Below are 21268 nucleotides of genomic sequence, written 5' to 3'. Positions count from 1 at the left end.
ATGGACAGGGTCGTTTCTCAACTACCGCCTGTGTAGTTGCCGTTCTGCCCGGCGAGGTCCGCCGGAGTGAGCGGATTCATAGCGGTGACGTCGCGCGGGACGATCGAGAAGCCCTGCCAGTGGACCGGCATCGGCTGCTGGTCCTCGTCGCGGGCGATGTGGTGGAAGCCGACGTTGACCCAGGCGACCGGGTGCGTGAGCGTCTGGCCGTTGACCCACTTGTCCACGGACTTGGGGTGGTCGCGGTCACAGCGCGGGTTGTTGCTGGAGAACAGCTCGCACTTGTCGTACTGGGTGAAGTAGATGTCGTGCTTGGTGTAACTGCGGCCCGGGTAGCGGGTGGTGGGGCCGGGGACGAACTCGTAGGACCGCGCGTGGTTGTCCTTGTTCTTGCCGGTCGCGCTGACCATCCGCCACCAGCGGTAGGTCTTGGCGTCGCCCGCGAGCTCCTTGGTGACCTTGGTGCGGGTGGTCTTGACGGTGGGGGTGTCCGCGCCGCGCGGGGTGAGCGTGGAGTCGTACTGCTCGACCCGGTTCTTGGTGGAGCCGTCGAGGGCGAAGTCGAGCCGCCAGAAGACGTTGTGGGTGTGGCTGGTGGCCTTGTCCTTGGCGGCGCCCTTGCCGATGGGCCAGCCCTTGCCGTCGCCCGCGTCGTAGTCGAACGGCGAGAGGGTGCCGGTGGCGCCGACGTTCATGTTGATGGTGCCGTCGTCCTGGAACCGGAACTCGGTCATGTACTCGTACCAGCCGACCTGGTTGACCGTGTAGACGAGGAAGTCCTTGCCCTGGGCCTGGTAGACCTTGTTCGCGGTGTCGCCCTGCATGCGGTAGGCGTGTCCGCGGGACCGGGTGGTGGTGCACAGGCCCTTGACGTTGGGGTTCTGGTCCGGGTAGGGGTCCGGGATCTTGACGGTCTTGATGGTGCCGCCGGGGCATTCGGCGGGCGCCAGGTTCATCAGGTCCTTGGCGAAGTCCTGGCCGGTCAGGTCGTCGTACTCGGCCCGTCCGTCGTCGTACGGGACGTGGATCTGGCCGAGCCGGGCGCTGTTGAGGACCTTGATCGGGGCGGGCTCACCCTTGGGCTGGTAGGTGATGTCGTCCAGGACGAGGCCGGCCATGCTGTCGTAACGCCAGCACATCCGCCAGGTGGTGCCGCTGGCGAGCTTCTGCTCGATGCGGAAGGCGGCGCTGCAGTCGGGCGCGGCCGCGGCGGCGCTCTGCGGCTGCGCGGTGGCCGGTCCGGCCCCGGTGGTCAGTCCGGCGGCCAGCGCGGCGACGGCGAGGCCGAGGGCCGCCGTCCGGCCGCGGGCGTGGCTGATTCTGTTGACGCGCATGAAGGAGTGACTCCCTTGCAGGAGGTGCGAGTTCGAAAAGTGGACGGACGCCGGCCCGGCAAGGGAGCGCGTGCGGCGGCCGAGTGGTCAGTTCGGCTGCCGTGGCTCGATGGCCGGGCGGTGGCGGTGGAGCGGTCCGGTCAGCGGCCGGGCGTCGGGCTCAGTGCTTGAGTTCGGCGACCTTGTGGGCGCTCAGGTCGATGACCAGGAACGTGGTGTCGATCCACGGCCCGTTCTTGACCTTCGTGAACAGCCGCACGCAGCGGTGCTCGCCGCACTTGTCCAGCGCGGCCGGCTGTGCGCCCGGCGCGGCCCGGTAGATGCCGCCACTGAGCTGGAGCTGGTCCGGCGAGGTGAGCTCCTTGCCCATCGCGTCCTTGTAGTCGGCCTTGAGGCCGGCTCCCAGCGGGTCGGCGATCAGCAGGGCCGCCGCCGCACTGCTCTCGGCGCGGCTCGGCGGCGGCTGGACGCCGTGCTGGTCGGTGGAGTCCACGACCTTCCCGGTGTCCAGGTCGACGGTCTTGGTGACCAGCGTGTCGTCCCGGTAGTCGTAGTACGACACGTCGGCCCGCCGGGACGTGTCGGTGCCGTCGTTCTCCGGCTCGGCCAGGTCGACGGTCAGCTGCTGCGGACCGCGCTCGCCGTCCACGTCCTGCGTCGCGGCGAACGTCTGCCGGTTCACGGCGATCTTCTGGGCCCGGGCGATCTCGTCGTCGGTCAGCGGATCGCCGCCCTTGCCCTTGTCCCCTTCGTCCGGGGCCTCCTGGACGACGCCCGGCGCGACGGGCGCGCCCTGCTCGTCCTGCCCCAGCTGCTGGGCGGCGGCCGCCTTGCCGTCGCCCTTGGTCCCGCCCGTTTCGTCGGCGCCCGCCGTCCCCGGCAGGGTGACACCGACCATCACGGCGGTCGAGGCCACCGCGATGGCCGCACCTGCCACCACCTTGCCCAGGTGGCGGTGCACTATCTTGCGCACATCTTCCCCCTACTCCCCCTTCGATCCCGGGAGTACGTCTTAGCCCCACACGTTTCGGCATACCGCGTATGCACTGGTCGATCGGTAAGAGGGACGTAAGTCATAGGAGGTTCCATCACTTTCGTGGAGACTCGTGGTCAAGGCGCCACGGCGGCGGCGACGAGCTGAAAGAGTCGTGTCCATGCAGGTCTGGCCTGGAGAGGCATATCCACTCGGTGCCACGTACGACGGCGCCGGCACGAACTTCGCGGTCTTCACGGAGGCCGCGGACCGAGTTGAGCTGTGTCTGCTGCACGACGACGGCTCTGAGACGGCGGTGGAACTGCGCGAGTCCGACGCGTTCGTACGGCACGCGTATCTGCCCGGCGTGATGCCGGGACAGCGGTACGGCTTCCGGGTGCACGGCCCGTACGCCCCGGAGCGCGGACTGCGCTGCAACTCCGCGAAACTGCTGCTCGATCCGTACGCGCGTGCGATCAGCGGTTCGATCCGGTGGGGCGAGGAGGTGTACGGCTACCACTTCGACGCGCCCGAGAAGCGCAACGACCTGGACTCCGCCCCGCACACCATGAGCTCGGTCGTGGTCAACCCGTACTTCGACTGGGGCGACGACCGCCGCCCCCGTACCGACTACCACCACACGGTGATCTACGAGGCCCATGTGAAGGGCCTCACCATGCGCCACCCGGGTCTGCCCGAGGAACTGCGGGGTACGTACGCCGCCCTCGCGCATCCGGCGATCATCGAGCACCTCACCGAGCTGGGCGTGACGGCGCTGGAGCTGATGCCGGTCCATCAGTTCGTCAACGACCACCGGCTGGTCGACATGGGCCTCAACAACTACTGGGGCTACAACACGATCGGCTTCTTCGCCCCGCACAACGCGTACGCCTCCTGGGGCGACCGCGGCCAGCAGGTCCTGGAGTTCAAGTCGGCGGTCCGCGCGCTGCACGAGGCCGGGATCGAGGTCATCCTCGACGTCGTCTACAACCACACCGCGGAGGGCAACCACCTGGGCCCGACGCTGTCCTTCCGGGGCCTGGACAACCCGTCCTACTACCGCCTCACCGACGATCCCCGCTACTACATGGACACCACGGGCACCGGCAACTCCCTGCTGATGCGCTCCCCGCACGTCCTCCAGCTGATCATGGACTCGCTGCGCTACTGGGTCACCGAGATGCATGTCGACGGCTTCCGCTTCGACCTCGCGGCGACCCTGGCCCGGCAGTTCCACGAGGTGGACCGGCTGTCGTCGTTCTTCGACCTGGTGCAGCAGGACCCGGTGGTCTCGCAGGTGAAGCTGATCGCCGAACCGTGGGACGTCGGCGAGGGCGGCTACCAGGTGGGCAACTTCCCGCCGCTGTGGACCGAGTGGAACGGCAAGTACCGCGACACCGTGCGCGACCTGTGGCGCGGTGAGCGGCGGGCGGTCGCGGAGTTCGCGTCCCGGCTGACCGGTTCCTCGGACCTCTACCAGGACGACGGACGCCGCCCGCTGGCCTCCATCAACTTCGTGACCTGCCACGACGGCTTCACGCTGCACGACCTCGTCTCGTACAACGACAAGCACAACATGGCCAACGGCGAGGAGAACCGGGACGGCGAGAGCCACAACCGGTCCTGGAACTGCGGGGCCGAGGGCGAGACCGACGACCCGCACGTGCTGGAGCTGCGCGCCCGCCAGATGCGCAACTTCATCGCCACGCTGATGCTGTCCCAGGGCGTGCCGATGCTCAGCCACGGCGACGAGTTCGCCCGCACCCAGCGCGGCAACAACAACGCCTACTGCCAGGACAGCGAGCTGGCGTGGGTGCAGTGGCCGGAGGAGGGCGAGGTGTTCGGCGACCTGCTGGCCTTCACGCGCGCGATGGTGTGGCTGCGCCGGGACCATCCGGTCTTCCGCCGCCGGCGGTTCTTCCACGGGCGGCCCGTGGAGGGCACCCACGACGAGCTGTCGGACATCGCCTGGTTCACCCCGGAGGGCGAGGAGATGACCCAGCGGGACTGGGACCGGGCCAAGGCGTCGGCCCTCTCGGTGTTCCTCAACGGCAACGCGATCTCCGAGCCGGGCCCGCGCGGGGAGCGGATCAGCGACGACTCGTTCCTGCTGATGTTCAACGCCTCGCACAAGACGCTGGACTTCGTGGTGCCCGTCAACCACGGCCGCCAGTGGGAGGTCGTCGTCGACACCGCGCGCGCGGAGGGACAGCCACAGGGCTCCGGCCCGAAGGTGCGGGCCGGGGACCGGCTGACCCTGGTGGACCGGAGCATGACGGTGTTGCAGCGCCCGGTCTAGCCACGAGCGCGGCCGAGCGGGCGCGGCCCAGTGGGCCGATCAGCCGTACGGACATGCAGGGAGTGATGACACGAAAGGCGGCGGGGCGGGTACGTAGGTCTGCATGACACCTGCGCGACCCGACCCGGCGGTGCCGACGGCCACCTACCGGCTTCAGCTACAGCCCGAGTTCCCCTTCGACGCCGCCGCGGCGGCCGTACCGTACCTCGCCTCGCTCGGCGTCTCGCATCTGCACCTGTCCCCCGTCCTGGAGGCCGTCCCCGGCTCCCCGCACGGCTACGACGTCGTCGACCACGCGCGCGTGCGCGGCGAACTGGGCGGCGAGGAGGGCCTGCGCGCGCTCGCGCGGACCGCGCGGGAGCACGGTCTGGGCCTGGTGGTGGACATCGTGCCGAACCACATGGCGATGGCCCCGCGTCACAACCGGGCGCTGTGGGAGGTGCTGCGGGAGGGCCCGAAGTCGCCGTACGCGCGCTGGTTCGACGTCGACTGGGAGGCGCAGGGCGGGCAGATCCTGCTGCCGGTGCTCGGCGGCCCGCTCGGCGGCGAGCTGGAGCGGCTGGTGGTCGACGGGGACGTCCTGCGCTACTACGACCACGCCTTCCCGCTCCGCGACGGCACCCGGGACCTGCCGCTGCCCCAGCTGCTCGACGCCCAGTGGTACCGCCTCGCGTGGTGGCGGCTGGCCCGTACCGAGCTCAACTACCGGCGGTTCTTCAGCATCTCGGAGCTGATCGGGGTGCGGGTGGAGGACCCGGAGGTGTTCGAGGCCACCCACGGCAAGATCCTCCAGCTGCTCCACGAGGGAGTGGTCGACGGGCTGCGGATCGACCACCCCGACGGGCTCGCGGACCCGGACGCCTATCTGCTGCGGCTGCACGAGGCGACGGGCGGGCGCTGGACGGTCGTGGAGAAGATCCTCGCGGACGGCGAGCCGCTGCCCGCCTCCTGGCCGGTCGCGGGGACCACCGGCTACGACGCGCTGCGCCACGTGGACGGGGTGTTCACGGACCCGGCGGGGTTCGGGGAACTCCTCGGGCAGTACCGGCGGTTCGCGGCCCCGCAGACCGACCGGGGCGGCCACTGGGAGGCGACGGTGCGGCGAGCGGCGTACAAGGTGCTCACGCACGAGCTGGCGGCCGAGACCGAGCGGCTGACCCGGGTGGCGGTCCGGCTGTGCGCCACGTCCCCGGAGCCCGCGCTGCGCGACCGGGCGCCCTGGGCGCTGCGCACGGCCCTCCAGGAGCTGCTGGTGCGGATGGAGGTCTACCGGCCGTACTCCTCGACCGACGCCGCGACCGTGGTGACCGAGGAGGCCGCCGAGGAGGCGCGGCAGGCGTTCGTCGTCCCGGAGGAGGCGGGCGCGGTCGACGTCGTCCGCGATCTGATGCTCGGGCGGGCGGGCGACGGGCCGGAGCACCTGGAGTTCCGGGCGCGGTTCGCGCAGACCTCGTCGGCGCTGCGGGCCAAGTCCGTGGAGGACACGGCGTTCTACCGCTACGTGCCGCTGCTGTCGGCGACCGAGGTGGGCGGGAACCCGGGCAGCCCGGCGGTGTCCCCGGAGGACTTCCACGCCTACTGCGCGCGCGTGCAGCGCGACTGGCCGGCCACCGGGACCGTCGTGTCGACGCACGACACCAAGCGCAGCGCGGACGTGCGGGCCGCGCTCGCCGTGCTCACCGAGTGCCCGCAGCGCTGGGCCGACGTGCTGGCCGAGGTGACGCGCACCGGCGACGGCGTCCCCGACGCCCAGCTGGCGTGGGCGGCCTGGCAGACCGTGTTCGGGCTCGGCCCGGCGAGCCCGGACCGGGTGCGGGGGGCGCTGCTGAAGCATGTGCGCGAGGCCGGGCTCTACACCAGCTGGACGGAGCAGGAACCGCCCTACGAGGAGGCGGTGGCGGCGTTCGTCGCGGCGGGGCCGTGCGGGGTGCCGGGCGAGCACGTGGCGGCCTTCCGGAGCGCCCTGGAGCCGTCGGTGCGGGCGAACCTGCTCGGCACGGCGCTGGTCCATCTGACGATGCCCGGGGTGCCGGACGTCTACCAGGGCACGGAGGCCGAGTACCGGGCGCTGGTGGACCCGGACAACCGGCGGCCGGTGCGGTTCCCGCCGGAAGAGCCGGGCGAGAAGGGCGCGTTGACGGCGGCGGCGCTGCGGCTGCGCGCCCGTCGGCCCGCCGCGTTCGGTGACTCGGCGTCGTACGAGCCGCTCGCCGCCGAGGGCCCGGCGGCGGCCCACTGTCTGGCGTTCGCCCGCTCCGGGGAGGTCGTCACCGCCGTCACCCGGCTGTCGCTGCGGCTGGCGGAGGCGGGCGGCTGGGGCGAGACCCGGCTGCCGCTGCCGCCGGGGCGGTGGGCCGATGTGCTGGCCCCGGAGCGGGAGTTCACGGGACACGCGCGCGTGGCGGAGCTTTTCGAGGGCCTGCCGGTGGCTCTGCTGGAGAGGGTGGGGTAGCCACGGCGGGGGCGCGCGCCTCGGGTCGAGTTGCTGCGGTAGGGGGCGCGCCGCGGGTCGGGGTGCTGCGGTAGGGGGCGCGCCGCGGGTCGGACAGCCGCTGTGGGGAGTGCGCGTCGCGCGCGGCCGGCGGGTGTCGGGGAGGTGCGCCCAGCGCGCGCGCCTTCGCCGTGCGCCGCGGTCCCGGCCCGGTGACCGGCTCGCACCCGCGCGCGCTCCCGGGGCCCCTGTCGGTCGACCGGCGCGTGGTGACACGGCCCGTGCCGACGACCAGCGCGTGCTGACGCCGCCCGTGCCGACGACCAGCACGTGCTGACGCGACCCGCGCCGACGACCGACGCGCGCTGACGCGGCCCGTGCCGGAGGACCGGCGGGGGTGGCAGGCGTCGGCACCGTCCTCGCGGCCTGGTCGACGGCCGCCGCACCCGTGCTCGACGACGCCTCACGCGCGCGTACCCGCACGCCCTGCCGGGCGCCGGTGCCCGCGACCGCGGTCCGGCGGGGCCCGGGCACCCCCGTCGGCACCAACGGCCTTTCCCGTCGGCGGTAAATGCATCTGGGCGCCCCCTGGAGCCTCCCCCGGTGCGTCCTTGACAGTCCACGGAGAGCGTGGGGTACTGCGGATTGCGAAGCCGGGCGGATGTGTCGGGGGTGAGTCTCCTGCCGGAGCTGCGCTACCCCACAGTGACCGAAGTCGTCGCGTCGGCAAGGGCGTTGGCCGCTCATCGGCCCGCTCTGTGCACCCTGCGGCAGATCGGCCGGTCACGGGCGGGCAGACCCCTGCTGCTGCTGTCCGTGGGCCGTGCGGAACGCGCCGTGCTCGTCGTCGCCGGCGCCCACGCCAACGAGCCGACCGGCGGCGCCACTCTGCTCGACGTCGCCGAACGGGTCGTACGGGAGCAGGAGTTGCGGGCGGACACGTCCTGGCACTTCCTGCTGTGCGCGGACCCCGACGGGGCGTCCCTGCATGTGACCCCGGCGCCGCGCACCCTGTTCGACTACCACCGGGGCTTCTTCCGGCCCGCGGGCCACGAGCAGCCGGAGTGGTCGCCCGCGGTGCTGCCACCCGACCGGCTGCCGCCCGAGACCCGCGCCCTGACCGGCGTCATCGACGAACTGCGCCCCTACCTCCAGGTGACGCTGCACGGCACCGACCTGGGCGGCAGCTGGGTGCAGCTGACGAAGGACATACCGGGGCTCGCCGAGCCGTTCGCCAAGTCCGCGGCGGAGCTCAACATCCCGGTGGAGACCGGCGCCTCGGACGCCGCGGGCTGGCCGGCGTCGGGGCCTGGCGTGCATGTGATGCCCTCGCCGGGCGCCGGGGCGGCGTACCCGAGCATGCCGGACGACGCGCGCAACAGCACCTGGTACCACGCGCATCGGTACGGCGGGCTGACCGCGATCGTCGAGGTGCCGATGTGGGCCAGTGACCTGGTCGACGACCCGGTGCCGCATCCGGCGCCCGCGGTGGCGCTGCGCCGGCTGGCGGAACGGCTGCTGCTGGACACGCGCCGGGTCGAGCGGGTACTGACCGACGCGCTGCCGCGGCTGCCCGGCGTCGAGGGACCGCTGCTGCGGGCCGCCAAGTGGGGTCTCGACCTGGTGCCGGGACTGGCCGCGGACTGGACGCACACGGCCCCGGCCGACAACACGCGCGCGTACGTGGGCAGCGTGGACGCGTTCGCGCGCCGGCTGCCGCTGCGGGCGGCGGCGATGCTGCTGCGGGTCCTGACCGAGCACGACGACCCAGCGGCGCCACGCCTGGAGCGGCTGGTCGCGACGTGGAGCGAGGCGTTCGCGGTGCGCTTCCGGGCCCGCTGGGTGCCGTTGGAGCACCAGGTGGAGCACCAGTCGCGCACGGTGGTGGCGGCGGCGCGGCACGCGCGCGACCGGGCCGCGTGACCGCCGCCGCCCCACCCGCGCGGGGGTCAGCCGTCGAGCGCGAACACCGATCCGGTGCGTCCGGCCATCACGCATCCGTTGGAGAAGGTCTCCGTGTACTCGACGGGCCGTCCGTTCCACTGCCCGCGCGCGTGTGCGGTCACCGGGGCGTAGAGCATCGGGCAGTAGCCGCCCTTCGGCGGGAGGGCCGCGAGGTCGCCGTCGACCGCCGCCAGTTCCGCGCAGGCCTCGGCGGCGCGGCCGTGCCCTTGGGGCGGGTCGCACAGCAGGAGGGTGCCGCGGGTGTCGCTGGAGCGGGCGTCGCCCTTGGTGACCGTGAGGTAGAGCCAGGTGCCGGTGCGGGAGTGCTGGGCCGTCGCCTGGGCGGGGGCCGTACCGGCGACGAGGAGGGCGGTCGCGGCGAGCAGGGCGCCTCGGGCCGCCTTCGATGCAGTGCGGTTCTTCATTCCCGTTGCATCGGCACGGCCGTCGGGGAACCCCACCCCGACTCACCCGATCGAGAGCCCACGCGCGCGTGCCGCCCGGCCGCCAGTTCGAACGCGGCCTGCACCACCCGCGCCTGGTACTCCACCTGGCGGCCGATGGGGATCCAGTGGGCTCCGCAGCCGTCGAGGTAGTCGGCGCACCACAGGTCGATCAGCCGGTCGAGTTCGGGCAGCACGCCGGCCGGGTCGGTGCCGGCGGCGGTGACGAGCTGGTGCAGCAGTCCCGCCGAGCGCAGCGCCAGCCGGCGGCCGGAGATGCGCAGGGTGGCGAGGTGGGCGGTGCTCAGGGGCGGCAGCGGGCGGCCCCCGTCGGTGCCGGTGACATCGGGGTCCCAGGCGTCGGCGAGGCCGGGGCAGACCAGTAAATAGTCGTCCACCGGGGCGAGCAGCCGCTCCGCGTCCGGTACGGCGGCGACGTGCGGGCGGATCCGGGCGAGCAGTTGCTCCAGGAGGCCGGTGTCGTGCCGCAGCGTGCGGCTGACGAGGCGCAGGACGGTGTCGGCGTCGACGGGCGGGGAGCCGTCCTCGACGGTGGCCACGCCCCACATGGGCGCCTCGACGACCGCGGTCACGGTGCCGTGCCGGTAGGGGTGGAACCAGGTGGACTCGACGGCGGCCTCGGTGATGGCCGCGGCCAGGTCACCCCGGCGCGGCGGCGGGATGCGGTAGACGGCGGGGCCGAGGCCGGGCCAGTACAGGGTGTCGTACGCGCCGAGTTCGCGCGGGATGCCGAGCCGGCCCGCGATCCGGGCGACGCGTCCGGCGAGTCCGGGCAGGTCGTGGGTGAGCTCGACGAAGCCGCCGCCGACGTCGACGCCGTGCAGCGAGCACTGAAGGAAGGGCCGCAGCTCGTCCTGGAGGTCGAGCAGGGCGCGGGTCTCCGGCAGGGTGACGGCGGCGGCGCCGTCGGGCAGCCACTCGGGCTGTTCCAGGAAGCCGGGCCGGAAGAAGTGCCGGAAGTAGCGGCCGAGGGTGTACGGGCCGTGCAGCCAGCCCTCGTTGCGGCGCAGGCCGTCGGGGTCGAGGCAGAGCAGCAGGTTCCACGTGGCGTCGGCGGCCTCGGCGGGCCCGGGGTCGGCGAGGGCACGCTCGGCCAGGTGCAGGACGGTGGCGCCGCCCACGGGTTCGTTGGCGTGCGGGCCGGCGACGACGAGGGCGTGCCGGCTGCCGTGGCCGACGGACAGCAGCCACATCGGGGTGCCGGCGCGGGAGGTGCCGACGTGGCGGAGCCGGGCGTCACGGGGGTGGCGGGCGACGAGTGCGGCGGCGCGCGCGCCGAGTTCGTCGACGGACGGGTAGCGGAGGAGGGGCGACAGGGCACACCTCCACATGTGGTGCCGTCGGTTCACCTGATGTGCATGGTGGACGTACAGTCAGTCACGACTTGGGGGGTACGTCAACACCGCGGTAGGCACAGGGAATTGGGCGTTACACAGCGAGCAAATCCCAGGCCAGAGCTAAGGTTCGGCTCAGTTGAGGGGCCTCAGTTCGCGGCCAGCCGGAACCACATCCGGCCGAACCCGACCTGGTCGCCCTCGCGCACGACGGCCGCCCCGATGACACGGCGTCCGTTCACCGTCGTGCCGTTGGTGGAGCCGAGGTCGCGCAGCACCCACATGCCGCCCTGGCGGCTCAGTTCGGCGTGCACCCGCGAGACCGTCTCGTGGCTCAGGCGCAGGCCGTTGGCGGGGTCGCGGCCGATGCGCAGCGGGTGGCCGCCCGCGGGGTGGGGCAGCAGCAGCTTGGGCAGCCGCTCGGCCTGCCAGGCGCGGCGCAGCCGCTGGGTGAAGCCGGAGACCGCCTCGACGGAGCCGAAGACCACGCGGGAGAAGCGGCTCTCGGCGGGCAGGTCCGCGGTGAGCGCCGCGAGTTCGTCCGAGCGGCGGGCGGCGAGCGCCAGTTCCATCCGCCGGATGAACGTGTCGTGCGACAGCCGGCCCATGGCGACGCCGTCGCGGAGCACCTTCAGCGCCTGGTCGCGCTCCGCGTCGGAGAGCCGCGCGGGGTACGTGTTGAACTCGAAGGACGACGTCACGATCGTGATTGTCGGGCAGTGAACGCCGGGTGTCCAGAAAACGCGAGAACGGCCGCCACGCGCGCGGACTGATCGCGTTTGAAGCACCATGGACGGGCTACATCACGGTGAGCAGACGAAGGGGAACCGTCCGTGCAGTTCGAGGTGTGGGCACCGCAGGCAGACCGTGTGACGCTCCAGTGCGACGGCGTCACGCGCGCGTTGGAGCGCGATCCCGACCGCGCGGGGTGGTGGCGGGGCGAGGCCGAGGCGCGGGACGGCAGCCGGTACGGCTTCGCGGTCGACGACGGCCCCGTGCTGCCGGACCCGCGCTCGCGCCGCCAGCCGGACGGCCCGGACGGGCTGAGCGCGGTCGTGGACCAGGGCCGGTACGCGTGGCGTACCCAGTGGGCGGGGCGGCCGCTGCCGGGCGCGGTCCTGTACGAGCTGCACGTGGGCACGTACACCCGCGAGGGCACCCTGGACGCGGCGGCGGGCCGCCTGGAGCACCTGGCGGAACTGGGCGTCACACACGTGGAGTTGATGCCGCTGTGCCCCTTTCCCGGGCGGCACGGCTGGGGTTACGAGGGCGTGTCGCTGTGGGCGGTGCACGAGCCGTACGGCGGCCCCGAGGCGCTGAAGCGTTTCGTGGACCGGGCGCACGAGCTCGGTCTCGGCGTCGTCCTGGACGTCGTGCACAACCACCTGGGCCCGTCGGGCAATTACCTGCCCGCGTTCGGCCCGTACTTCACCGACACCCACCACACGCCGTGGGGCTCGGCCGTGAACCTGGACGCGCCGGGCTCCGACGAGGTGCGCGCGTATCTCGTGGACAGCGCGCTGGCGTGGCTGCGGGACTACCGGCTCGACGGGCTGCGCCTGGACGCGGTGCACGCGCTGGCGGACACGCGCGCGTGCCACTTCCTGGAGGAGCTGTCGACGGCGGTCGACGCCCTCGCCTGCGACGTGGACCGGCCGCTGTTCCTGATCGCCGAGTCCGACCTGAACGATCCCCGTCTGGTCACCCCACGCGCGGAGGGCGGCCTCGGCCTTCACGCCCAGTGGAACGACGACTTCCACCACTGCCTGCACACCGCGCTGACGGGTGAGTCGCAGGGCTACTACGCCGACTTCGGCAAGGCACCCTTCGCGGCCCTCGCCAAGACGCTCGGCGGCGGGTACTTCCACGACGGCACGTACTCCAGCTTCCGCGGCCGCCACCACGGCCGCCCGCTGGACCGCGCGCGGGTGGCCGCGCACCGGCTGCTCGGTTACAGCCAGACCCACGACCAGGTGGGCAACCGCGCCCAGGGCGACCGCCTTTCGGCCTCCCTCTCCCCCGGCCTGCTGGCCTGCGCCGCGACGCTGACGCTCACCGCGCCCTTCACGCCGATGCTGTTCATGGGCGAGGAGTGGGCGGCGGGGACGCCCTGGCAGTTCTTCACCGACCACACCGACCCGGAGCTCGCGGAGGCCGTACGACGCGGCAGGCGGCGGGAGTTCGCGGCGCACGGCTGGGCGGAGGAGGACGTGCCCGACCCGCAGGACCCGGCGACCCGGGACCGTTCCTGCCTGGACTGGTCCGAGCCGGACCGTGAGCCCCACGCGCGCGTGCTCGCCTGGTACCGCCGCCTCATCGCCCTGCGCCACGAACAGGCCGACCTCACCGACCCGGACCTCGCCGACACCAAGGTGGCCTTCGACGAGCGGCAGCGCTGGCTGGCCTTCCGGCGTGGGGACGTACGGGTGGCGGTGAATCTGGCCAAGGAGACCGCGGCGATCCCGCTGGGGCCCCGTCAGGCGCGTGTGCTGGCCGCCTGGGAGCCGGTGGCGGCACCGGGCGCGGACGGCGTGCTGGAGGTGCCCGGGGAGTCGTGCGTGGTGCTGTTGCAGGAGTGACCGGCGGCTCGGTCAGAGCTCCTCTTCCCGAGAGCCCGCCCAGCCCCGCCTAGATCTCCTCTTCCTCGCCGTCGTCCCGCAGCTCCGTCACCCGCTCCAGCAGGATCGCCTCCCACGCGTGGCGGAGCCGGACGCGCAGTTCCGGCAGAGGGGTGTCGTCGCGGCCCTGGAGGCCGGCGGCGAGGCGGACGACGGCGTCGCAGCGGGCGAGCCACAGGCCGCGCAGGCAGGGGCGGGCGCCGTAGCCGGCGAGGGTGGCGGCGCGGACCGCGGCGGGCGAGCCGACGGCGAGGGCGAGGCACGCGATGTCCTCCGCGGGGTCGCCGAGGACCGCGTCGGCCCAGCCGAGCACGCCGCGCACCCGTCCGTCGGCGCTGACGACGAGGTGGTCGCCGGTGAGTCCGTGGTGGACGAGGACGGCGCTGCCGGGCTGCGCGGCGAGCTGCACGGCGGCCGGCTGGGAGAGCTGGTGGAGCCGTGCGGGGTCGAACTCGTCGGCCGTGGCGAGGAGTTCGGCGGCGCGCTCGGCGGCGCGGCGCAGTGCCTCCAGGGAGCGCGGGGCGGTGCGCGGGACGCCGAGTGTCTCGGCCTGCCGGACCGGTACCTCGCGCAGCCCGGTGAGCAGCGCGGCCAGGTCGGCCTCGCCGACGGCGGACACGTCGTGCTCGCGCGCCGAGCCGCCGGGCAGCTTGCCGTCGAGGGTGTACGTCAGCCCCGGCGCCCACTCGCCGTGGGCGACGCTGGTCGGTACGGCGACCGGGACGTGCGCGCGGACGAGGTCGCGCAGGCGCAGTTCGCGGCGCTGGCGCACGGTGGCCTCGCGGTCGGGGGCGAGGCGCAGCACATGGCGGCCGCCGACCCACCAGACGGCGGGCTCGGCGCTCTCGGCGACCGGCCGGATCTCGGGTCCGGCCGCGTCGGAGGCGTCCTTGAGGAGGGAACGGACCAGCCGGCGGACGGTGTCCGCGGTGGGTGTCGGTGCCTGGGTCATGGTCGCGCCGCTGTCACTCGGGGTCGGGGCTCCTGGGGGCTGTTCAGTCCACGACGACCATCTCGCGGGTGGTGTCGTTGAGTCGGCGGCCGCCGTCCTCGGTGACCGTGACGATGTCCTCGATGCGGACGCCGAAGCGGCCGGGCAGGTAGACGCCGGGTTCCACGGAGAAGCACATGCCGGGGACGAGGGGCTGCTCCTCGCCCTCGATCATGTACGGCGGTTCGTGGGTGGTGACGCCGATGCCGTGGCCGGTGCGGTGGATGAAGTACTCGCCGTAGCCGGCGTCGGCGATGACCTTGCGTGCGGCTCGGTCGACCTCCTGGCAGGCGACGCCGGGGCGTACGGCACGGAAGCCGGCCTCCTGGGCCTCGCGGACGAGGTCGTGCACCCGGCGTTCCTCGTCGGTGGGTTCGCCGACGTGCACGGTGCGGGAGGTGTCGGAGCCGTAGCCGTCCTTGAGGCCGCCGAAGTCGAGGACGACCATGTCGCCGTGTTCGATGACGCGGTCGCCGACCTCGTGGTGCGGGTTGGCGCCGTTGGGGCCCGAGGCGACGATGGTGAAGTCGACCTGGGAGTGCCCGAACCGGCGCAGCAGGTCGGCGAGGTCGGCACCGACCTCGGACTCGCGGCGGCCGGCGAAGGGAACCTTCCGGATCTCCTCGAACGTTGCGTCGGCAGCCGCGCCCGCGGCTGCCAGGAGCTCCAGTTCGGCCGCGTCCTTGACGGCCCGGAGCATCGGCAGGGCGTCGGTGAGGGCGGCGTAGGAGGTGTTGGGCAGCGTCTTCTGGAGGCCCAGCAGGTGCATGGCCCAGGCGTTGTCGCTGATGCCGAACCGGCCGCCGGAGTCCAGGAGGGCGGCGGTGGCGGCGTAGGGGTCCTTGCCGTCGGTCCAGTCGCGCAGGGTCAGTGCGGGCGCACCCACCGCGTGGGCGGCGTCGGGGGCCTCCAGGGTGGGGACGACGAGGACGGGGTCCTGGCCGGGGGCGAGCACCAGCAGGGTGAGCCGTTCGGTGATCGCGGTGGGGGTGTAGCCGGTGAGCCAGACCAGGTCGGGGCCGGGGGCCACGAGCAGGCCGGCGAGTCCGGCGTCGGCGGCCGCCCGGGTGGCGCGCTCCATGCGGGCCCGGTAGTCGTCGGCGGTGAAGGGCGCGGTCTTGCTGCCGGTCATCCGGGCCTCCCTGGGCGGACAGTGGGACAACGGGGGCTACGGGCAGCATCCTGCCCGGTCGACGGGGGCGGCGCGAGCCGGTTCACGGTCCCCGCCGGGGCGGCCTCGCCCGTGGCGGCCGCCTTGGGGTTGGCGGTGAGGAGCGCGGTCAGGCCGAACGCGGCGACCAGGCCCCAGACGAGGACGCGGGTCTCGTTGCCGAGCACCGAGGGTGCTCGGCATGGGCTCATCGTGGCGGGGGCAGGGGGCAGCCCTTTTCCCGGCTTAACGGTTATGGATTGCCCAAACATTAGCACTAATGCTTGAATCTGCTCACACCATTAACCCATCAGGGGAGGCGTACGACCGTGCTCGTGCTCGCGCACATCAGCGATCTGCATCTGGACGGAAGCGAACGGGCCACCACGCGCGCGAGGCGCGTCCGCGACCACCTGTGGAGGCTGCCCGGGGCGGTGGACGCGCTGCTGGTGACGGGGGACATCGCGGACCACGGCGCGGAGGCGGAGTACGAGGAGGCCGCGCGCCTGCTGAGCGACGCGCCGTTCCCCGTGCTGACCTGCCCGGGCAACCACGACAGCCGCGCCCCGTACCGCAAGGCGCTGCTCGGCGTGCCCGCCTCCGACGGGCCGGTCAACAGCGTGCGGGTCTTCGACGACGCGGCGGTGCTGATGTGCGACTCCAGCGTTCCGGGCGCCGACGAAGGGGCCCTGGACGACGAGACGTACGACTGGATCGAGGCCACGCTCGACGAACTCGGCGGCGAGCGGCGGGCGTTGCTCGCCTTCCATCACCCGCCGGTGGCACTGCACCACCCGCTGCCCGACCGCTACCAGTTGGCACGGCCGGAGCGACTGGCCGCGCTGCTCGACCGCCGCCCCGAGATCGCGGGCCTGATCACGGGGCACGCCCACACCCCGGCGGCGAGCGTGTTCGCCGGGCGGCCGCTGACGGTCGGGCCGGGGGTGACGTGGACGTTGCGACTGCCCTGGGAGGGCGACCAGGTGGCGGACCGGGACGCGCCGGTGGGGTTGGCGTTCCATGTCCTGGACGACGCGGGGCGGCTCACCACCCACTTCCGGGTGGTCACGTGACGATGCCGGGCACGGCGGTCAACTGCTGGTAGCCGCCGCTCTGGTGCCGGATCGTCAACGTGACCTCCTTGCCGGGGCGTACGGCGGCGACGGCGCGCGCGAGGTCGGCCGCCGAGTCGACGCGCTTCTTGCCGACCTGGAGGAGCACGTCGCCCCGGACCAGGCCGGCCGTGTAGCCGGGGCCGGGCACATGGACGCCGACGAGCAGCGCGCCCGCCTTCTCGGCGTCCACCGCCTCCACTCCGAGTGTCGCGGCGATGCCGGTCGAGGAAGACGGGGTGGGCGAGGGAGGCGGCGAGGGGGCCTGGTGGGACGGGACGGCCGGGCTCGGTGCGGCCGCCCCGCCCAACTCCCGCTGCATCTCGGCGAGTTTGCTCATGCCGATCACCGTGGCGCCGACGGTGCCGAGGCCGACGCCGGTGAGCACCAGGACCGTCCCGACGAACAGCGCGAACAGCACGGTCCGCAGCCGTCGGCCCCGCCTGCGGGCGGCGTGCGGACGCCGGGCGGGGCCGGGCCCGGTGCCGCCGCCGGGCTCCTGGCCGGGCATCGGCTTGGGGCGCAACGCGGTCTGTTCCATGGCTTGCCTCCGGCGGACGCGGGTCGCCTCCGGCGGATACGGGGCGGTCCCGGCAGGTGCTCTACCCGTCACACCGACGCCCGACGAGCCACGAACGAGTGAGACTGACCAGCGGTCAGCGGAGGGAAGCCATAGGCATCGTGGCCTTTCGCGGTACGGGTCCGCTCACCCCGTGAGCACGTCCGCCAGCCGCGCCGCCGCTCCCCGCGGCGCCCCCGTGTGCACGAGTTCCGTCCGGTGCACCACCCGGGGTTCGGTGACCGGCACGGCGGCCGTGCCCGCCACCCCCGTGGCCATCGAGCGGGGCAGCAGCGTCAGGCCCCGGCCCGCCGCCGCCAGGGACGTGAGGGTGTGGAGGTCGGTGCCGTCGTAGTGGAGGGCGGTACGGAAGCCGTGGCCGCCGTTGGCCGCGCGGAGGTGGGCCAGCGGCAGACCGGCGTCGGGGGCGTCCAGCCAGCGGGCGTCGGCCAGGTCGCCGAGGCGCAGTCCGGGGCGCCGGGCCAGGGGATGACCGGCCGGCAGGAGGACGCACACGGGTTCCTCGCCCGCGCCGCGCGTGGTCAGCGGCGCCACGTCGGGCAGCCGGAGCGGGTCGCTGGGGGCGGCCAGACCGTCGACCAGACCCAGATCGGCGGTGCCGGTGGCGACGGCCGCGGGGATCGCGTCGCGGGCCAGCACCCGCAGGGTCACGCCGGCCGCCGGGAGCGCGGCGAGGACGCGGGCGGCGAGCGCGGTGGGGGCGGCGGCGAGGGTCAGTCCGTGCTCGGGCGCGGACGCCATCCGTACGACGTCCGCGCGGGCCGCGTCCAGGCGCAGCAGGAGCGGGCCCGCGTGTTCGAGGAGCCGCTCACCGGCCGCCGTGGGCGCGACCGGGCGGCGGGTCAGCAGTGGTGCGCCCAGGTCCAGTTCGAGGGCCTGGATGTGCTGGGAGACCGCCGACTGGGTGTACCCCAGCTCCCGCGCGGCCTCGGAGAAGGAGGCGAGCCGGGCGACGGTGACGTAGGTGCGCAGGAGGTGCGGGTCCATGCCCTCAGCGTCTCATCAGCATCGCTTATCGAGCATGCAGAAATCATCGTTGGACGCGATCCGGCGCTCCCGCCCAGGATGAGGGCATGACCGATTCAGCAGCCCGTATCGCCCTGGTCGGCGACCGCTCCCCCAGCGTCGTCTCCCACACCCGCGTCCCGCTTCTCCTCGACGCCCTCGCCGAACGCGACCGGCTCGTCCTCGACGCCTACTGGATCCCGTCCGAGGACGCCGGGGCGGAGGGCGCCGTCAGCGGCTTCGACGCGGTGTGGGTGCTGCCGGGCAGTCCGTACCGCAGCGAGGAGGGGGTGCTCAAAGCGATCCGCACCGCGCGCGTGGAGGGCATCCCGTTCCTCGGCACCTGTGCCGGGCTCCAGCACGCGCTGCTGGAGTACGCCCGCAACGTGTGCGGCCTCACGCGTGTGGCGCACGCCGAGACCGACCCCGACGCCGAGGATCTCCTCATCGAGCCGCTGGCCTGTTCGCTCGTCGGCCACGAGGCCGTGGTCGTCGTCGAACCCGGTTCGCTCGCCCAGTCGGTCATCGGCTCGGAGCGCACCGTCGAACGCTACTTCTGCGCCTACGGCCCCTCCCGCCACCTCGACACCTTGCGCGCGCACGGCATGCGCTTCTCCGGGTACGACGAGGACGGCCACGTCCGGATCGCCGAACTGCCGGGCCACCCGTTCTTCCTGGCCTCCCTCTTCCAGCCGGAGCTGTCCGGTGACGGCTCGCGCCCGCACCCGATGGTCCGGGCGCTGGCGCGAGCCGCCGTGGCCCACGCGGCCCTGAGGGAGGCTCAGCCCGCCGGGTGACCGACCCCGGCCCGGTTCGAGCGGGCGGCGAGCTCTCGGAGTCCGCCGGGTGCGGCGTCCGGAAGGAAGCCGTGGGCGCGCCGGGCCAGGAAGTCGGGCTTGTAGCGGTCGACCGTCCGGTGCCAGTGCAGGATGCCCGCCATCCAGTTCTGGAGATCGAGGACGTAGTTCCGCATGACCTCGCGGGCCTCGTCGGACAGGGCGAAGTCGTCGTACACGATCGGCAGTTCGTGGGCGACGACATGCTGGAACTGCTGCATGCGCTGGGTCGTCAGGTCGTGGACGACGCCGAGGGCGGTCGGGTAGTCGATGCCGAAGAAGTTCTGCACGACGAGGATCGCGTTGTGGATCTCGCCCTCGTACTCGATCTCCTTCTGGTACGAGAAGATGTCGTTCAGCAGGCACGCGTAGTCGATGGCGGCGTTCTCCAGCGAGCGGACGGGCCCGCTGCGGTAGACCTCCGGCGGGACGGCCGGGCCGTGGCCCGTCCGGCACATGCTCAGGGTGAGGTCGGAGCCGAAGGTGGCGCGGCGCATCTCCAGGTAGTCGACCGGGTCGGGGATGCGGTTCTGGATCTGGTTGGCGAGCTCCCAGACCCAGCTCTCGGTCATCACGTTCACGGAGTCCTTCAGGGACCGCCGCGCGTCCGGGGTCATCCCGGCCGTGGTGCGGGTCCACAGGTCGACGAGGCCGCGCTCCATGCCGTTGACCGGGACGGGGATCTCCTCGCCGTCGACGGGCATGCAGTCCGCCAGCCGCCGGGTGGCCGCGCGGGCGGCGACGAGGTCGCGACGCCGGCCGAAGACGAGGGGGTAGTAGTCGTCCGCGTACGTCCCCCAGGCCAGCCAGTGCGCGCTGAGGTCGAGGGCCTCGGGTGTCGCGTCCGGGTCCAGGCCCGCCGAGCACAGGGCGAGGTCGGCGGAGGCGAGCCGGTCCTCGTCCCAGACGCCCTCCTGGAGCATGCCCATGCGGTGCATCCACGCGGTGAGGCGGGGGCGGGCGGCGTCCAGATGCGGGCTGAGCTCGACCTGGAAGGGCATGTGGAAGTCGGGCAGCAGGGACGGGCCGACCTTCTGGTACGGCACGTGCGTGTGGGCGCGCAGGCGTTCCGCGGCGGCCGAGGCGAGCAGGGCGGCGACGTCGGCGGCGGAGGTGCCGGCGCCGGTGGGGCCGTGCCACGGCGAGGCGGAGCGGGCGCCCTTGTTCATGTAGCGGCTGGAGCGCAGATGCCATTCGTGGCCGCCGGACTGCCAGTCCTGAAGTCCCTTGGCGTAGGCGGCGACCGCGGCGGTCTCGGGCGGGGTGAGACCTTTCTCCAGGGCGAGGGCGGGCACCTCGGTCAGGGCGGTGTGCTCGAACTGGTGGAGGCGGGAGGTGAGGACGTCGTTGACGAGGTCGGCGGCCTCCTGCGTCGTACAGCCGAAGAAGGTCTCCAGGACCAGGACGCCGTTGCTGTTCTCGCCCTCGTCCTCGACCTCGCGCTGGTAGGAGAACAGGTCGTTGCGCAGGTGCACGGCGTCGGAGAACGTCTCCATGAGGACCCTCAGCGGCCTCGACCCCGCGACGGCATCGGGGACTTCGGCGGTCGCGTACTCCACGAGCCCCGCCGACCAGGGGGCGCCGCCCACCTTGCGGCGCATCTCGATGTACTCGACGGGGTTGGCGATCCGGCCCTCGTTGATGTTGGACAGCTCCCACAAGGACTCGTTGAGCAGATGCTCGGTGGCCACGCCGAAGCGGCGCCGCCAGTCGGCCGACATGGCGGGCACGGTCCGCGTCCACAGGTCGGCGAGCCCCGCCTCGACGGGGTTCAGCGGCTCGGGCATCGGGGTGCTCAGGTCCATCGGCATGAACAGCGGCAGCCGGTCCAGGTGGGCCTTGCCGGCGGCGCGGTCCTGGGTGCGTTTGAACATGTCCAGGAAGTGGTCGTCGAAGAAGAAGACCCACACGTACCAGTCGGTGATCAGGGAGAGGGCGGGGCCGTCGCAGTCGGGGTGGGTGTAGGCGCAGAGCAGGCCGTAGTCGTGGGCGTCGAGGTCGGACTGCTCCCAGATCCCGGACCCTTCCAGCATGCCCATCTCGCGCGCCCACGCCGTCGAGTGGGCACGGGCCTCGTCCAGGTGCGGGTTCAGCCGCGCGGGATACGGCATGTAGAAGTGCGGGAGTTCGAAGGGCTGCTGCGTCATGGCCGAGGCACTACCCGCGCCTTTCGGGGGACATCCGCCGCGCGGCACAT

At 73.1% G+C, this 21268-nt stretch carries 18 protein-coding genes; 7 read left to right on the top strand and 11 right to left on the bottom strand.

All coding sequences use genetic code 11. From position 1 onward, the window contains the following. Positions 1–17: 17 nt before the first annotated feature. Together EJC51_RS36525 and EJC51_RS36520 are read right to left on the bottom strand one after the other, a co-directional pair. Complete coding sequence (locus EJC51_RS36525; RefSeq protein ID WP_126274953.1) at positions 18–1334, bottom strand: copper amine oxidase; 1317 nt, start codon at positions 1332–1334, stop codon at positions 18–20. 160 nt (positions 1335–1494) lie between these two features. Beyond that, positions 1495–2307: a Tat pathway signal sequence domain protein gene (locus EJC51_RS36520; protein WP_126274952.1), complete on the bottom strand. Its 813-nt coding sequence runs from the start codon at positions 2305–2307 to the stop codon at positions 1495–1497. 181 nt (positions 2308–2488) lie between these two features. Here EJC51_RS36520 and glgX point away from each other — a divergent pair, with 181 nt between their 5' ends. The 4 genes from glgX to EJC51_RS36505 all read left to right on the top strand — a co-directional run bounded on the left by glgX (position 2489) and on the right by EJC51_RS36505 (position 8960). Beyond that, positions 2489–4606: a glycogen debranching protein GlgX gene (glgX, locus tag EJC51_RS36515; protein ID WP_126274951.1), complete on the top strand. Its 2118-nt coding sequence runs from the start codon at positions 2489–2491 to the stop codon at positions 4604–4606. Positions 4607–4709: 103 nt separating this feature from the next. After that, positions 4710–7058 (top strand): malto-oligosyltrehalose synthase, encoded by a 2349-nt coding sequence (gene treY / locus EJC51_RS36510; RefSeq protein ID WP_126274950.1) that lies wholly within the window; start codon positions 4710–4712, stop codon positions 7056–7058. A 376-nt stretch (positions 7059–7434) separates the two neighbouring features. Next, complete coding sequence (locus tag EJC51_RS47935) at positions 7435–7608, top strand: hypothetical protein (RefSeq protein ID WP_166682938.1); 174 nt, start codon at positions 7435–7437, stop codon at positions 7606–7608. A gap of 101 nt (positions 7609–7709) precedes the next feature. Continuing rightward, a complete protein-coding gene (locus tag EJC51_RS36505; protein WP_126274949.1) occupies positions 7710–8960 on the top strand; it encodes a M14 family zinc carboxypeptidase in 1251 nt (416 codons plus the stop codon). Between the two features lie 26 nt (positions 8961–8986). Here the strand turns inward: EJC51_RS36505 and EJC51_RS36500 are convergent, their stop codons facing one another. The 3 genes from EJC51_RS36500 to EJC51_RS36490 all read right to left on the bottom strand — a co-directional run bounded on the left by EJC51_RS36500 (position 8987) and on the right by EJC51_RS36490 (position 11480). Then, positions 8987–9406: an SSI family serine proteinase inhibitor gene (locus tag EJC51_RS36500; RefSeq protein WP_126274948.1), complete on the bottom strand. Its 420-nt coding sequence runs from the start codon at positions 9404–9406 to the stop codon at positions 8987–8989. After that, complete coding sequence (locus tag EJC51_RS36495) at positions 9403–10776, bottom strand: M14 family zinc carboxypeptidase (protein WP_126277274.1); 1374 nt, start codon at positions 10774–10776, stop codon at positions 9403–9405. Before EJC51_RS36495 ends, EJC51_RS36500 begins: the two co-directional genes overlap by 4 nt. Positions 10777–10928: 152 nt before the next feature. Beyond that, complete coding sequence (locus tag EJC51_RS36490) at positions 10929–11480, bottom strand: DUF1707 and FHA domain-containing protein (RefSeq protein WP_126274947.1); 552 nt, start codon at positions 11478–11480, stop codon at positions 10929–10931. A gap of 132 nt (positions 11481–11612) precedes the next feature. Between EJC51_RS36490 and treZ the strand changes: the two genes are divergently transcribed. Continuing rightward, the gene (gene treZ, locus EJC51_RS36485) at positions 11613–13358 is read left to right on the top strand and encodes a malto-oligosyltrehalose trehalohydrolase (protein WP_126274946.1); all 1746 of its coding nucleotides are present in this window, start codon (positions 11613–11615) and stop codon (positions 13356–13358) included. A gap of 49 nt (positions 13359–13407) precedes the next feature. Here treZ and EJC51_RS36480 read toward each other — a convergent pair whose 3' ends face one another. From EJC51_RS36480 to EJC51_RS49265, 3 genes are read right to left on the bottom strand one after another with little or no spacing between them, the layout of a single operon-like run. Beyond that, on the bottom strand, positions 13408–14349 hold the full coding sequence (locus tag EJC51_RS36480; RefSeq protein ID WP_126274945.1) for an aminoglycoside phosphotransferase family protein: 942 nt from the start codon (positions 14347–14349) through the stop codon (positions 13408–13410). Positions 14350–14392: 43 nt separating this feature from the next. Continuing rightward, a complete protein-coding gene (locus EJC51_RS36475; protein ID WP_126274944.1) occupies positions 14393–15520 on the bottom strand; it encodes an aminopeptidase P family protein in 1128 nt (375 codons plus the stop codon). Then, entirely contained in the window at positions 15517–15750 is a 234-nt protein-coding gene (locus EJC51_RS49265) for a hypothetical protein (RefSeq protein ID WP_279631371.1), read from the bottom strand. Before EJC51_RS49265 ends, EJC51_RS36475 begins: the two co-directional genes overlap by 4 nt. Positions 15751–15867: 117 nt before the next feature. Here EJC51_RS49265 and EJC51_RS36465 point away from each other — a divergent pair, with 117 nt between their 5' ends. Continuing rightward, positions 15868–16611 carry a metallophosphoesterase gene (locus EJC51_RS36465; protein WP_166682937.1) on the top strand — a complete coding sequence of 248 codons (744 nt, stop codon included), beginning with the start codon at positions 15868–15870 and terminating at the stop codon, positions 16609–16611. Here EJC51_RS36465 and EJC51_RS36460 read toward each other — a convergent pair. Together EJC51_RS36460 and EJC51_RS36455 are read right to left on the bottom strand one after the other, a co-directional pair. Then, positions 16604–17191 carry a PDZ domain-containing protein gene (locus tag EJC51_RS36460; RefSeq protein WP_126274942.1) on the bottom strand — a complete coding sequence of 196 codons (588 nt, stop codon included), beginning with the start codon at positions 17189–17191 and terminating at the stop codon, positions 16604–16606. The genes EJC51_RS36465 and EJC51_RS36460 overlap by 8 nt on opposite strands. A gap of 165 nt (positions 17192–17356) precedes the next feature. Continuing rightward, positions 17357–18217, bottom strand: a complete 861-nt coding sequence (locus tag EJC51_RS36455; protein WP_126274941.1) for a LysR family transcriptional regulator — start codon at positions 18215–18217, stop codon at positions 17357–17359. An 86-nt stretch (positions 18218–18303) separates the two neighbouring features. Here EJC51_RS36455 and EJC51_RS36450 point away from each other — a divergent pair, with 86 nt between their 5' ends. After that, positions 18304–19032, top strand: coding sequence for a CTP synthase C-terminal region-related (seleno)protein (locus EJC51_RS36450; protein WP_126274940.1), 729 nt, complete (start codon positions 18304–18306; stop codon positions 19030–19032). Here EJC51_RS36450 and cyc2 read toward each other — a convergent pair. After that, positions 19017–21218, bottom strand: coding sequence for a germacradienol/geosmin synthase Cyc2 (cyc2, locus tag EJC51_RS36445; RefSeq protein WP_126274939.1), 2202 nt, complete (start codon positions 21216–21218; stop codon positions 19017–19019). The two genes, EJC51_RS36450 and cyc2, sit on opposite strands and share 16 nt — an antisense overlap. Positions 21219–21268: the final 50 nt, after the last annotated feature.

The organism is Streptomyces aquilus (assembly GCF_003955715.1).
Lineage (GTDB): Bacteria > Actinomycetota > Actinomycetes > Streptomycetales > Streptomycetaceae > Streptomyces > Streptomyces aquilus.
Note: the sequence above shows the minus strand (reverse complement) of the source record. Positions and strands in the feature narration are given on the sequence as shown.

Bases quoted from the DNA above. Each gene is read 5' to 3' on its own strand.
- EJC51_RS36525 (WP_126274953.1), bottom strand. From the start codon at position 1,334: ATGCGCGTCAACAGAATCAGCCACGCCCGCGGCCGGACGGCGGCCCTC.
- glgX (WP_126274951.1), top strand. From the start codon at position 2,489: ATGCAGGTCTGGCCTGGAGAGGCATATCCACTCGGTGCCACGTACGAC.
- treY (WP_126274950.1), top strand. From the start codon at position 4,710: ATGACACCTGCGCGACCCGACCCGGCGGTGCCGACGGCCACCTACCGG.
- EJC51_RS36500 (WP_126274948.1), bottom strand. From the start codon at position 9,406: ATGAAGAACCGCACTGCATCGAAGGCGGCCCGAGGCGCCCTGCTCGCC.
- EJC51_RS36495 (WP_126277274.1), bottom strand. From the start codon at position 10,776: ATGTGGAGGTGTGCCCTGTCGCCCCTCCTCCGCTACCCGTCCGTCGAC.
- EJC51_RS36480 (WP_126274945.1), bottom strand. From the start codon at position 14,349: ATGACCCAGGCACCGACACCCACCGCGGACACCGTCCGCCGGCTGGTC.
- EJC51_RS36475 (WP_126274944.1), bottom strand. From the start codon at position 15,520: ATGACCGGCAGCAAGACCGCGCCCTTCACCGCCGACGACTACCGGGCC.
- EJC51_RS49265 (WP_279631371.1), bottom strand. From the start codon at position 15,750: ATGAGCCCATGCCGAGCACCCTCGGTGCTCGGCAACGAGACCCGCGTC.
- EJC51_RS36460 (WP_126274942.1), bottom strand. From the start codon at position 17,191: ATGGAACAGACCGCGTTGCGCCCCAAGCCGATGCCCGGCCAGGAGCCC.
- EJC51_RS36455 (WP_126274941.1), bottom strand. From the start codon at position 18,217: ATGGACCCGCACCTCCTGCGCACCTACGTCACCGTCGCCCGGCTCGCC.
- EJC51_RS36450 (WP_126274940.1), top strand. From the start codon at position 18,304: ATGACCGATTCAGCAGCCCGTATCGCCCTGGTCGGCGACCGCTCCCCC.
- cyc2 (WP_126274939.1), bottom strand. From the start codon at position 21,218: ATGACGCAGCAGCCCTTCGAACTCCCGCACTTCTACATGCCGTATCCC.